9 protein-coding genes and 1 riboswitch are annotated in these 14,437 nt (G+C 29.9%); of the genes, 3 read left to right on the top strand and 6 right to left on the bottom strand.

Annotation, left to right across the window (positions count from 1 at the left end):
• The first annotated feature begins 274 nt into the window (after positions 1–274).
• Positions 275–2,950, top strand: coding sequence for a sigma 54-interacting transcriptional regulator (locus CPJCM30710_RS14485; RefSeq protein WP_212904883.1), 2,676 nt, complete (start codon positions 275–277; stop codon positions 2,948–2,950).
• A 237-nt stretch (positions 2,951–3,187) separates the two neighbouring features.
• Here the strand turns inward: CPJCM30710_RS14485 and CPJCM30710_RS14480 are convergent, their stop codons facing one another.
• The 6 genes from CPJCM30710_RS14480 to CPJCM30710_RS14455 all read right to left on the bottom strand — a co-directional run bounded on the left by CPJCM30710_RS14480 (position 3,188) and on the right by CPJCM30710_RS14455 (position 10,769).
• A complete protein-coding gene (locus CPJCM30710_RS14480) occupies positions 3,188–5,185 on the bottom strand; it encodes a M4 family metallopeptidase (protein ID WP_212904882.1) in 1,998 nt (665 codons plus the stop codon).
• A 200-nt stretch (positions 5,186–5,385) separates the two neighbouring features.
• Complete coding sequence (locus CPJCM30710_RS14475) at positions 5,386–5,958, bottom strand: DUF3867 domain-containing protein (protein ID WP_212904881.1); 573 nt, start codon at positions 5,956–5,958, stop codon at positions 5,386–5,388.
• 104 nt (positions 5,959–6,062) lie between these two features.
• Entirely contained in the window at positions 6,063–7,508 is a 1,446-nt protein-coding gene (locus CPJCM30710_RS14470) for a DEAD/DEAH box helicase (RefSeq protein WP_212904880.1), read from the bottom strand.
• Between the two features lie 355 nt (positions 7,509–7,863).
• Positions 7,864–8,298, bottom strand: a complete 435-nt coding sequence (locus CPJCM30710_RS14465) for an RrF2 family transcriptional regulator (protein WP_212904879.1) — start codon at positions 8,296–8,298, stop codon at positions 7,864–7,866.
• 187 nt (positions 8,299–8,485) lie between these two features.
• Complete coding sequence (locus CPJCM30710_RS14460) at positions 8,486–9,616, bottom strand: trans-sulfuration enzyme family protein (protein WP_212904878.1); 1,131 nt, start codon at positions 9,614–9,616, stop codon at positions 8,486–8,488.
• A 1-nt stretch (position 9,617) separates the two neighbouring features.
• Positions 9,618–10,769, bottom strand: a complete 1,152-nt coding sequence (locus CPJCM30710_RS14455) for a trans-sulfuration enzyme family protein (protein WP_212904877.1) — start codon at positions 10,767–10,769, stop codon at positions 9,618–9,620.
• Between the two features lie 80 nt (positions 10,770–10,849).
• Positions 10,850–10,957, bottom strand: a riboswitch (SAM riboswitch).
• 454 nt (positions 10,958–11,411) lie between these two features.
• Between CPJCM30710_RS14455 and CPJCM30710_RS14450 the strand changes: the two genes are divergently transcribed.
• Both CPJCM30710_RS14450 and CPJCM30710_RS14445 read left to right on the top strand, forming a co-directional pair.
• Positions 11,412–12,179, top strand: a complete 768-nt coding sequence (locus CPJCM30710_RS14450; RefSeq protein ID WP_212904876.1) for a hypothetical protein — start codon at positions 11,412–11,414, stop codon at positions 12,177–12,179.
• A 379-nt stretch (positions 12,180–12,558) separates the two neighbouring features.
• Entirely contained in the window at positions 12,559–14,088 is a 1,530-nt protein-coding gene (locus CPJCM30710_RS14445; protein WP_212904875.1) for a sensor histidine kinase, read from the top strand.
• Positions 14,089–14,437: the final 349 nt, after the last annotated feature.

Genomic DNA, 14,437 nt, shown 5'->3' with positions numbered 1-14,437 from the left:
CTGCGTTTTACATTAATATTATATAGCAACTTTCATGCCAAAACACTGCCAAGTATACGTTTACTGAATTTATAGCAGAAATACTTGCAGTAACTTCCAGAGTGTTTCTTAAAACACCTTGGTGTTTCGACTAAAATGCCTTAGTGTTTTAACTCTTTAGTTGAAATAACATAGTGTTTCAATATTTAAATCAAAACACTATATAGTATAAATTCAATAAATACTATATAATAAAGTTAAATTTTAATTTTATTTGCTGTATGGAGGGTATTAAATGAATAGGAAGGACTTAATATATAATAAGTTAGTAGAAATATCTGAAGACAAGGGTATTGATGCACAAACCTTATCATCAATCTTAAATATTAGTAGAGCGAATGTTAGTCATGAATTAAATAAGCTTTATAAAGAAGGTAAGGTCTATAAATCTTCTGGACGCCCGGTTTTATTCTTTGTATCAAATAATACAAATAATGTGAACACTGCAACTAAAGAATCACAATTAGATGATTTAGTAAAGAACAATATTAGTTTAAAACATTCAGTAGAACAAGCCAAAGCAGCAATATTATATCCGCCAAAGGGAATGAATTGTTTAATATTAGGAGATACTGGAGTAGGAAAATCTATGTTTGCTTCATTGATGCATGATTACGCTGTAGAAATGGGAGTAAAAACAAATGATTCACCCTTTATAACTTTTAATTGTGCAGACTATAGCAATAATCCTCAACTTCTTACATCTCAACTTTTTGGTGTAAAGAAGGGAGCTTATACTGGTGCAGAAGCAGATAAAGTTGGATTAATAGAAAAAGCTAATGGTGGTATACTTTTTTTAGATGAAGTCCATAGACTTCCCCCTGAAGGACAAGAAGCTCTTTTTATATTCCTTGATACCAATTCTTTTAGACGAATGGGCGATTCTGAAACCAGAAAATCAGATGTACTTATAATTTCAGCTACTACAGAAAATCCAAACTCCGCATTATTGAAAACATTTACTAGAAGAATTCCTATTACTATAACAATTCCTTCTCTTAAGGACAGAACTTTAGAAGAAAGACTTCATTTAATAAAAAACTTTTTTAAACACGAAAGTATTCGAATAAATAAAGATATATATGTATCTTTAAATACAATGAGAGCACTTTTATCCTATGATTGCCCTAGTAATATTGGACAACTTAAAAGTGATGTTCAGCTTGTTTGTGCCAAAGCTTATTCAGAATTCCTAACAAATATAAAATATGATGTAAGAATAAATAGCAGAAATCTTCCTCATTATATTAAAGAAGGACTTTATAAAGAAAAAGAACATAGAATATTATGGAATAAACTAGTAAGTGAAGACATAGAGTATTTTAAGTTTTCTAGCTCAAATGAACACAATGAGTATTCTGATAAAAATGATAAAAATAACTGTATATATGAAATTATTGAACAAAAACTAGAAAAATTAAAATCTAAAGGTATTTCAGATATTGATATAGAAAGTATTTTAGAGAAAGATATCGCAAGATATTTTGAAAAATGTATTAGTGGAGTTTCAGAAGAAGTAAATAAAAAAAGTCTATTGAACATCTTAGGTGAAGATGTACTAGATTTTGTTGATAAAGTGGTATACTCCATGGTTACATCATTAAAAAGAAACTTAAGTCACAACGTATACACAGCTATCGCTTTACATATTAATACTTTAATTGAAAGAGTAAATACAAATAAAGCTATAGTGAATCCTCAACTAAATAAAATCAAAGAGTTATATCCTGAAGAATTCAAGGTAGCTCTTGAGGCTAAAACACTAATTGAAGAATACCTACACCATCCTATTCCTGAAGATGAAGCAGGTTATTTAACAATATTTCTTCTTCCTGAAGAACAATATAACCCTAAAGGTCTAGACAAGGTAAAGATATTGATCATTGCTCATGGCCAATCAACTGCAACCTCCATGGCTGAAGTTGCAAATAAACTTTTAGGAGAAAACTATGTAATTGGTATTAATTCTCCTATAGAAATAATGCCTTCTAAAGTATTAGATGAACTAAAAAAAGTAGTTAAGCAGAACTTTAGTACTAGCGGATACCTCTTACTTGTAGATATGGGATCACTGACTACTTTTGCAGATATAATAGAAAAAGAATTTAAGGTTCCAGTAAAAGTTATTCCTCTAGCTTCTACTTTACATGTAATTGAAGCTACTAGAAAAGCACTCTTAGGTTTTTCCTTAGAAAACATTTATAAAGATGTACTTTCAGTGAATTCATATATGGATATAAACAGAAACGTTAAAGAACAAGGTACTGATAATAAAAAAATTGCAATAATAACTGCATGTTTAACTGGTGAAGGTGCTTCTGTAGCTGTTAAAAGTTTTTTAACTAACAATCTTAAATATGATAATGATTTATTTGAAATTATTCCTCTTAATTGTTTAGATAAGAATTACTTCAAAGAAAAGCTACTAAAAATACAAGAAGAAAAAGAAATTTTATTTATTGTTTCTTCATTTTCTATTAATTTAGATATAAAGCAATATAATATTTATGATGTACTAAGCATGAAAGTATTAAGTGAATTACAGGAAATTGTAGATACAAAATCTGCTCTACTAAAAATGGGATCTATTCTTAAAGAAAACATAGATAACTTTAATGGTGAAGAACTTTACAACGATATTATTCATGTTCTAAATAGAATACAGGCTAAATTATCTATTGAATTAAGTGATGGAAAACTTATAGGGTTAATTCTTCACTTAGCTTTTATGATAAGTAAATTAAAAAAGGGAAAAGCTTCAATTGAGTACCCAGATAAAGATGAATTTATAAGCAAAAATAACTATATATATCAAGTCATTAGGGAACATTTTATCTTCTTATATAATAAATATTTTGTTGAGATATCAGATAATGAAATTTGTTATGTAATAAACTTTTTTTTACATTAATAAAAACCCTATAGAATAGACTTTTTTAAAGTGTCTACTCTATAGGGTACATTTTATATCTTACTCTATTGAGGGTGCTTTTTATTATTGTCGTAATTATCTATAAGTTTGCATTAAACTTTGTATAAAAATCTATAGGTTTAAATATAATACCAATGTTAAACATTCATTGATAACTGCATATATGAGGTTGTAGGGAAAATATTAAAACTGCACGTCCTAGTTATTCTTATAATACTACTGAAAAGTAACTTTTAAATTGTACTTTTTACTAGTGCTGTACACGCCATTATAGCCTTTAACTAATATATAATAGATTCCTGTATACTTAGCAACATAACGTATACTTTCAGAAAAAGTAAATATTTTTTTTGACTTAGCTAGTAATGTACCATTACTGTCGTATAAATATAAATCATAATCCTTGGGTAAGTTAGTTAACTTTATGCTTATTTTATTTTCATTATTTGCAAAAAACTTATAATAATCTATATCATTTGAAGATGAAATATAAGAACTATATATATTTCCTGAAGTGATTAAATAGGCTTGAGATATCATATTATTAGGCTCATAGGCATCGCTAATGGCTATGATACCAACAGAGTCAAATGCATTACTTACTACATTTACCTCTTCACTAGATGAACCATACAAGTCTGAAGCTGATTGAATTAAAGCATTTCTTGCAGCAATAAAATCAGAATTAGATGTCAAATAATTAGTTAAAGCTCTATAATAAATCATTGCTGTTTTACTACAACCAATAGACTGTAAAATCAAATAAGCTGCTTTATTTGGTATTCCACTGTTTATATGCACTCCACCATTATCTGAATTAGTATTTACATATCCACTCATATGATCTGGTTGGTCATAAAGTTTTGGATTTGCAAGGCTTCTTAGTGCATCCCCTGATATATTTGGAGTATAAACCTCCTCTCCAATAACCCAGTCAGTGGCATCAAACGCCCAATCTCCTCCACTTCTAACATCATATTTGTAATAAGTTTTTACTAAAATCCCAAATACATCAGATATTGATTCATTTAAAGCTCCAGACTGATCTTTATAGTTTAAGTTTGCTGTATAATCTGTTACTCCATGCGTTAGTTCATGGCCAATAATATCTAAGCCTCCACTTAAATAAGTGAATTCACGTCCATCTCCATCTCCATAAACCATTTGATTGCCATCCCAAAAAGCATTATTATAAGCATTCCCATAATGGGTAGTGGAAATTATATTCATTCCTTTATTGTCTATACTATCTCTATTAAATAAATCTTTATAGAAATCATAAACTACACCAGTATAATAATGAGCACTAACAGGAGCTTTAAATTTTTCAGTGATAAAGCTATTAGTGCTATTTTCAACTATAATTCCAGGCTCAATACTTTGATTTTCAGCAGTATAAGTTTTTATACTCCCACTCATAGGTTTCGAAGTATCTATCATTTGATAAGAATTTAATGAAAGATATAGATTAAGAGTCTTTATACTTCCATCTACTGCTATTCCACTGCCAGTAGCAGGTCCATCATACCTTATATTGCTTATGGTATCTAAAACCATTCCGGAACTAACTTCAATTAAGATATCCCAATTAGCTATCTCAGGTTCAGAGTATTGTATATTTACTTTGTAAACTTCGTGAGCCATATTATTCATTATCACTACCTGCTTGTCTACCCTAGGCTTAAATCTTAGACTAACGTAATTAAACTGACTCTTTGCTATTTCAATTGCGTCTTGTTCTGTAATATTACTATCTTCCAAATAAGTTACACTTCTAATACCATTTACTACTGATCCCACTATACTTTTAATGATACCGTTCTCATCAAAATGTAATACTAGTTCTTTTCCACTTACTATACTACCATTTATCAATTGGTTTACTGTAAACTTAGTATATCCTAGTTGATCCTTTTCCATATTTATTACAACGAAGTTATTTATACTTTCTGAAAGTCCAAATATAGCTTTATTTTCCTCAAGATAATCAAGTACACTGCTTTCATTAATCTCCTTCATGTCAGACAGTCTTCCACATATAAATACCTGAAGTCCATTATTTTCATGGAAATCAATCTTTAAATCTCCACCACTTAATTTCTGAAGTTTCAAAATAACCTTATCTTTTTCGCTTAGTTCTTGTGAACAATCTTTATTTTTTTTTATAAAATTAATTAGAAGATTAAATAACTTTGACGATAATTTTATTTTCATAATATTTCTCCATCGTTAATTATTTTTTAATCTATTAGTAAAAACACTGCTATCATTTTAATCTACAAATAACCGCCTACTTACTTATATTTATGCTGCAAAATACAAAATGTTAAAGGTTATGTCGAAAAATAAGCAAAAGAGCCACACTAAGCAGCAATTGCTCAATATGGCTCTATTACTTAAGAACTTTTAAGTTTTTAGTATTCATAACTATTAGCATTTTCACATATTGTTATTTTTATCCTACCATTATCAATTACCTTCTTATACGAACATAAAAATTCATTTAGCTCAACATCTTTAAGATCAATTTTTGTAGCACTTTTTAATAGTATATTCTCTCTATCAATTATTATATCTAAAGAGTTTGTATCATTTTTTATATAATAAGTAGTTACGTTCTTTATACTAATTCTATCTTTATATTTTTCATTGAAACTCATGGTTTTTCTCACATTTTCATAGCTTTCTAAATTCTGATTTAATCCTATTGATTTAAGATCAATCCCTAATGTCTTCATTTGGCTCTCCAAGCTATTTAAATCTAATCCATACCTCTCCATAAGTTTGCTTTGTATATTAAATAACTTTTCTTGAGAAATATTGTTTTCTTCCATATACTTTAGAATAGCTTTTGAAAAATCACTAATGGATAATTGACCTTGAGCTACAGAATAATAGAGATTGTAGGTATACTGCTCGAACTTATCTACATCCTTATCTTTAGCTTTATTTTTTAAGTCATTAAAATCAATTATTCTATCGTCCATACTATACTTCTCCTGTTTTCAACTACCTTGCATTTTTCTATTTTAATTATAACAAAAATATATAAAAAATATAAATAGAGTTTTCAATTTAAAGTTCTTTATTTTTATTTTTTTGCTTTTTGAACTTTAACTTTTTTTCCTTTTATTGTTGCGTCTTTAAGTGCATTTAATACTATACTTCCTTTTTTGCCAAGTATATCAACATAAGAGAAATTATCTTGAATGTCAATAACCCCTACATCCTCAGCATTAATACCTTCAATGCTTGTAATTGCCCCAACAATATCTCCTACTCTAATCTTCTTCTTCTTTCCAGCATTAATATGTATTTTTGTAATTTCCCTATTTAATTCAGTGCTCTTTATACTCTTTGGTTTAGGTTTATTTTTAACTATTTCATTAAAAATCTTTTTCCCCTGTTCAACCTCTTCCTCTGAAGGAGCTTCTCTCTTTGGTATCTTATAATTCACATATTCCTCAATACCAGTAAAAAGCCTATATTCATAAGGAACTACAAAAGTTATTGCTATTCCCTTATTGCCTGCTCTTCCTGTTCTCCCAATCCTATGAACATAACTTTCCTTTTCTACTGGTACGTCATAATTTATAACATGAGTTATATCCTCTATATGAATCCCTCTTGCTGCTACATCCGTAGCAACTAGAAAACGAAATTCCCCTCTCTTAAAACGCTCTATTGTATCTAATCTATCCTTTTGTTCCATCCCACCATGTAATCCACTACACAAATATCCATTATTCTTCATCTTCTGAGTTAAATTATCAACCCCATCCTTAGTACTACAGAATATAATACAACTATCTGGTCTCTCAGTATAAATTAGTTTATTTAGTAGACTAAACTTTTTATTTTCTTCAACATCATAATAAAATTGCTGAATTTTTTCTGTAGTAAGATTTTTAGGGTTAATTTCTATCTTTATAGGATTAATTATGTATTGATTAGATAACCTTTCGATTTCTTCTGGCATAGTTGCTGAAAATAACATTGTTACCCTATCACTAGGTAAAGCTTTTATTACTGCCTCAACCTGGTCGATAAAACCCATATTTAGCATTTCATCTGCTTCATCTATAACAAGATATTTTATATCACCTAAATCCACATTTCCTCTCTCTATGTGGTCTAACGTTCTCCCTGGAGTACCAACAATAATATGAACCCTCTGTCTTAGTTCTCTTATCTGAACGCTCATAGGTTGTTTACCGAAAACAGCAGCACACCTTATTCTCTTAAACCTCCCTATATTTGAAATATCTTCTTTTACCTGCACAGCTAATTCTCTTGTTGGCGTAAGAACTAAAACTTGTGGAGTTCTATTTTCTATTTCTATTTTTTCACAAATAGGAATTCCAAATGCTGCGGTCTTTCCACTTCCAGTTTGTGATTTTACTATAATATCCTTATCTTCAAGAACAACAGGAATAACCTTCTTTTGTACGTCTGATGGTGTTTTATATCCTAGCTTATCCAATGCTCTTAATATTTCTTCACTCAAGCCCAAATTATTAAAATCTATTTTATTCATAAAATATGTACCTCTTATTACTATTTTTATTATTATAGACAAACAAGTTAAATCATCAATAAATTGCAGTAGAATAATTCTTTTTTAAACTTTAAATTCAATTATGCACTTATATATCTATATAATCTACCTTAACTAAGTTTTTTATAAAGTTAAATTATTTTAAATTAGTCACATTTGTCCTACTATCGGAAGAATTTATATTAAATTTCAGCCAGATTTCACTTTGTCAAATGGCAACAAATAAAAAAGAGATTACACATAACGTAATTTAAGTTTATGTGCAATCCCAATAAAGTAAATTCATATCGGATATGTATGAATCATTAATTATGACTTAATCACTGGCATGACATTATATGAAGTAAATTATATTTTCGCTTTCTGTCTTATATTTATTAACTAAATCTTCTAAGGTAATAGCATCGAAATAATTATTTATATTTTCATTAATAATACTCCATAGATTTTCGTTAATACACTTTTCTAACTTATCCGCGGGAGTTGCTTTTTTTATATCTACCAAACCTAGCTCTCCCTCTAAAATCCTTAATATTTCTCCAATAGTTATATCACTTATAGGTTTTGATAATGTATAGCCACCTTGAGCGCCTTTTCTTCCTATTACCAAACCATTCTTTCTTAGCACTGAAAATATTTGTTCCAAATAACCTTCTGAAATATTTTGTCTTTCAGATATACTTTTTAACGTTATTACTTCAGAATTTGCATACATTGCTAAATCGATTAAAGCCTTTAATCCATATCTACCTTTTGTTGAAATTTTCACAAAATCACCTTTCCTACTAGAGATAAACTAGTTTACTCCTTAAAATACTTTGAAAATAACGTACCCTATTAATATGTTTTCCCAAATTCTAAATTTAGTTGCAAACTGGTTTATCTATGTACCTATATTTACAATATAATTATAATAGATATAGTGTGGAAAAATCAATAAATACTACTAAGTAATGCTATAGTGCACTATTGAAATCTTCAATTAAGTCTTCTATATCTTCCAATCCTACAGATACTCTTATTAAATTATCCGTAATCCCTAACTTTTCTCTCTCATCCTTTGGAATTGCAGCATGAGACATTGTAACTGGATACGATACAATTGTTTCTACGCCCCCTAGACTTACAGCAACTGCTGCGTGTTTTATCTGATTCATAAATCTAGTTGCAGTTTCTATATCCTTTGTCTTGAAAGAAAGTACAGCCCCGGGACCATCTGCCTGAGATAGATGTACTTCTCTTCCCGGATGATCTATAAGCCCTGGATAATAAACAGTCTCAACTTTTTCATGTTTTGATAACCAATCTACAAGAAGTGCTGCATTCTTTTGCTGATAATCCAGCCTAACCTTTAAAGTTTTTATACCTCTTATAAGTAGCCAACAATCCTGTGGTCCTAATACAGCACCACAACCATTTTGTATGAAATATATTTCGTTAGCTAAATCCTTGTCTTTTACTACAACTAATCCAGCAATTACATCACTATGACCATTTAGAAACTTTGTAGCACTATGAATAACAATATCGGCCCCCAACTCTAATGGTCTTTGAAGATATGGAGACATAAAAGTATTATCAACAATAACTAATAAATTATTTTCCTTTGCAATTTTAACTATTCTTCTAATGTCTGTAATCTTAAGCAGTGGATTCGATGGAGTTTCTATATAAATAGCCTTTGTATTATCCTTAATACTTTTTTCAATATTATCATAATCACAAGGGTCAACAAATTCAAAATTAACATCATACCTGGTAAAAAACCTAGATGCTAATCTATGTGTTCCACCATATACATCTTGGGTTATAAGTATATGATCATTTGAGTGAAAAATACTTAGCACAGAAGAAACAGCTGCTATTCCCGAAGAAAAAGCAAACCCCCTATATCCTTCCTCTAAATTATTTATTAAATTCTCTAATGCTTCTCTTGTTGGATTTCCAGATCTAGCATAATCATACTTTATATCCCCATCTATTTTCTTTTGATCAAAAGTCGATGTATGATAAATAGGAGTACTTAATGTTCCAGTATTATCATCACTTATATTCCCACCTAAAACTAATTTAGTTCCAATCCTCATATTAATCCTCCAATGCACCTTTTAAATCATTAATTAAATCATCTACATTCTCAATACCCACTGAAATTCTTAAGAGTTTGCTAGTAACTCCAACTCTATTTCTCATATTCTCAGGTATATTAGCATGAGTTTGCTGTTCTGGATAGGTAATAAGAGTTTCTACACCACCTAAGCTTTCTGCAAACAATATTATTTTTACTCTTTCTAATATTCTCTTTGCAGTTTCTTCTGAATCAACAACAAAGGAAATCATAGCACCATAACCGCTAGCTTGTTCTTTTAATATTTCATGTCCTTTATGGTCTTCAAGCCCTGGGTAAAACACTTGCTCTATATTCTTATGATTTTTTAACCACTTAGCAATCTTAATAGCATTTTCTTGCTGTCTGTCAAGTCTTATAGCAAGGGTTTTTATTCCTCGTAAAGTCAGCCAACTATCAAAAGCAGGAAGACATGCGCCTATTGATTTTTGTATATTTCTAAGCTTTTCAGCTAAAGTCAAATCATTTAATATAACAAACCCTGATAAAGTATCATTATGTCCTGATAGGTATTTAGTACCACTGTGAACCACTATATCAATTCCTAAGTCTAGTGGCTTCTGAAAATAAGGAGATAAGAATGTATTATCTACAATAGTTAGAATATTTCTTTCCTTTGCAATAGCTACAACGGCCTTTAAATCAGTTATTCTCATCATTGGATTTGAAGGAGTTTCTATAAAAATAGCCTTTGTATTTTTTCTTATATTTTCTATAAGACTACTTAAACCAGAAGTATCAACGTAAGATGAAGTTAATCCATATTTATTAAAAATTTCTTCAGTAACTCTGTAAGTTCCTCCATATAAATCTTCTGAAAGAATTATATGATCACCTGGTGAGAAAACAGTAAATAAATTAGAAATGGCAGCCATACCTGAAGTAAAAGCAAGGCATTCTTTGCCATTTTCAAGTATAGCAAGAGTCTTTTCTAATTCCTCTCTAGTAGGATTTTGTACCCTTGAATAGTCATATCCTGTGCTTCTGCCAACCCCTTCATGTCTAAAAGTTGCACACTGATAAATTGGTACGCTTATTGCTCCTGTAACTAAATCATATGGTTTATTACCATGAACAGCCTTAGTTTCAAAAGATCTACAATCGCATCCCATTATTATTCCTCCCGTTATTTATAAAAGTTTTATATATAAAAAATATACCTGAGAGAACGACCTCAGGTATATTGCAGTCATTCTCATCTATCAGCATAAAGCTGCAGGAATTAGCACCATTGTATTAAATAAATAATACTGGTTGCCGGGCTTCACAGGGCCAGTCCCTCCACCACTCTAGATAAGTTTAAATATTAATTTATGTATTATTAAAATAATCAAAGTTTTACAATTTAAAATCTTAACATTATAGATACACAACTTCCTAACTGAACTTATAATTCATGATATACAAGTTCATATTGAATTAAGAATTTTAGGAAAAGTATTGAATGCCGAGACTATTTTTATCAATTGTTTAAAGATTGAAGTTGTTTATCTTTAGTTAAGCAAGAATTTGATTTACTGTATACTAATTTTATTGCCTTAGAATTTATTCTTTACAAGCGTTTTTATACTATTCCTATACAATTAATATGATTAAATATTACAGCAGATTATTATTAATGTCAACAAATATTTTTATTACATTTGTTTAATAAATTCTAAATTTTAATAAAATAATTTTATTTTTTATATTGCTGTAACAAGTTATATATGTTTAATCATATATTAGAAATGTATTAATAGTTGAGGTGGAACATGAACAAATATTCTCGTGAAACCATGCAACAAAAAGAAAAAATGCTTCCTATGTATGATATGTATACAATGTACCCTTACATGAAGGATAAAAAAGAAATGGAGAAAATTGAAAATATGATGAGTAAGATGCCTATGCATAGGTGTCCCATGATGCACATGATGCCTATGCATGATATGACACACATGATGCATATATGTCCCATGATGCATATGTGTCCCATGATGTACATGATGCCTATGGGAACTATGCCTATGGGTCCAACTATGGGCACTGCTCCTATGGGTCCAACTATGGCTCCAACTACAGGTGCTGGTACTATGGGTCCAACTATGGGCACTTATCCTATGGGCACTGCTCCTATCGGTCCAACTATGGGAACCTATCCTATGGGCCCAACTATGGGAGCCGGTACTATGGCACCAACTACGGGAACTGCCCCTATGGGCCCAACTATGGGAACCTATCCTATGGGCCCAACTGTGGGAGCCAGTACTATGGCACCAACTACTGGAACTACCCCTATGGGCTCAACTAAGGTAGCTGGTACTATGGGCTCAACTATGGGAGCCGGTACTATGGGCACAACTATGGGTGCTGCTCCTATGGGAACCTATCCTATGGGAACCTATCCTATGGATACAACTATCGGAACCTATCCTATGGGCAAAACTATAGGGACTACTCCTACTGGTACTTCCACTGCACAAACTGCAGTGCCAATTACTCGTATTATGCAAGTTAAAGCTAACGAACTATTTGAATAGTAGAATAAACTCAAGATTTACACAAAGGAAATCTCAGTTACTGCTGAGACTTCCTTATTTATTTGCTGTGATTTTATAGATAAACAACTGCATAACTGAATTGGCTATTAATTGAAATTGTTTATCTTCACAAAGTGAAATCTGATTAAAATTGAATAAGCCAGATGCCTATTAAATCTTATTATCAATACATTTTTAATTATAATTAATCTTATTTTAACCCGCATTTGAAAACGTCTAATTATGTGTGATTACCACTTTTTTCGTTATAGAAAATCTATTATTTATATAGTATACTATTACTGACTTTACAATTTTTAGGGTTTTAGTAACATTAGATTAAATATATACTTAAGCAGAAACTTTATAGGAGGATACTATGAATGATAAAAAATCAAATCAGAAAGCTATACTAAACCTTAGAGGTAACCTTTCAAAATTACCTTGCGAAAAATCCACTGCATTAATGATTGTAATAATTTACGCCTTAATTTCTGAATTTTGGATTTTGCTTTCTGATAAAGTACTTATAAAAGTATTGTATGAAATATTGCATATACCTATGGAATATATAACCATAGCATTGATAGCTAAAGGAACTACTTATGTTGTCATATCTGCTATACTCCTTTATCTATTCATTTATAAGAATATGCTAAAAATAAAAAATTTAAAAAAAGATCTAAAAACAAGCGAAGAACGTTATCGTTCACTTATTAAGCTTTTACCAGATGCAGTAACTATCATCAAAAATGATAAGTATATATTTACAAATGATGCTGGTGCAAAATTATTTGAATTTGATAAATCAAAACAAATATTTAAAAATCCTATTAAGAATTTGATTCGACCGAACTATTCTAAATTACTAAAAGCTCAAATAAATTCAACTGAAAATAACCAAGGTAAATTTCCTTTAATTGAAGAAAAACTTATTCGTAATGATGGAACAGTTATAGATGTAGAAATAAGATCCTGTAAATTTAACTATGATGGTCAACCATCTATACTAAGTGTTATTAGGGATATTACTGAACGTAAGAAAATAGAAAATATTCTTAAGAAAGCATTAGAGGAGAATAAGTCTCTTTTAGAAAAAATGATTGAACTAGACAAAGTTAAGACTGAGTTTTTTGCTAATATATCTCACGAATTTAAAACCCCATTAAATATAATTTTTGGTGTAGTTCAGTTATTAAGCAATTCTATAAATGATAGTGAAATTAAAATAACCCCTGCAAAACTAAATGATTATACTGCATTAATGAGACAAAACTGCTATAGACTGCTAAGACTTATTAATAACTTAATAGATATTACCAAAGCTGACTCTGATTTTTTAGAGATGAATTACAAAAACTACAATATAATAACTTTGATTGAAAATATATCTTTATCCGTTGCAGAATATGCAAAAAATAAAGGACTCTCCCTTATTTTTGATACTGAAGTAGAAGAAAAGTTCATGGCTTGTGACGCTGATAAAATAGAGAGAGTCATATTAAACTTACTTTCTAATTCTATAAAATTCACAAAACGTGGGGGCACTATCTATGTTAATATTTATGATTATGAGGACTCTATTACTATTTCAGTGAAGGATACGGGTATTGGCATTCCTAAAAACAAGATAGACAAAATATTTGATCGCTTTATACAAGTAGATTCATCTTTACATAGAGAAAATGAGGGTAGCGGAATAGGCTTATCCTTAGTAAAATCTCTAGTAGAAAAACACGGAGGACAAATTTCAGTAACCAGCACTGAAAATTTAGGAACTGAATTTTTCATTAAACTTCCTGTTAAAATATTACCTGGAGAATCTGAAAAACTACTGCCTAACAATTCTAATCATACTTTAGTAGAAAAAATTCAGATAGAACTGTCAGATATATATTCAATTTATTAATAGACCAAGCATCGATAATACTCAGTTCTAGTTGGGTTTCACCCAGTGAAATGATAAAGATAACCAACTTTAATCTTTAATCAATTCATGTTAAATAAAGTTTAATAGGCATCGAGCCTATTAAATTTGAGCCAGATTTCACTTTGTGAAATGGCAGCAAAATAGCCTCGACATGCAATGCTTTTTCATAACTGAACTTATAGTATATAAATTTATATGTTGAGCATTCATTTTATAAATCGAGTAGGAGGAGAAATAAAATAATTTCTCCGACCTCTCACACCACCGTACGTACCGTTCGGTATACGGCGGTTCCTTAGGAATTATGTACTTTAGAATATTGCGCCTT

The sequence above is a fragment of the Clostridium polyendosporum genome, assembly GCF_018332455.1.
GTDB classification, from domain to species: domain Bacteria; phylum Bacillota; class Clostridia; order Clostridiales; family Clostridiaceae; genus Clostridium_AY; species Clostridium_AY polyendosporum.
Note: the sequence above shows the minus strand (reverse complement) of the source record. Positions and strands in the feature narration are given on the sequence as shown.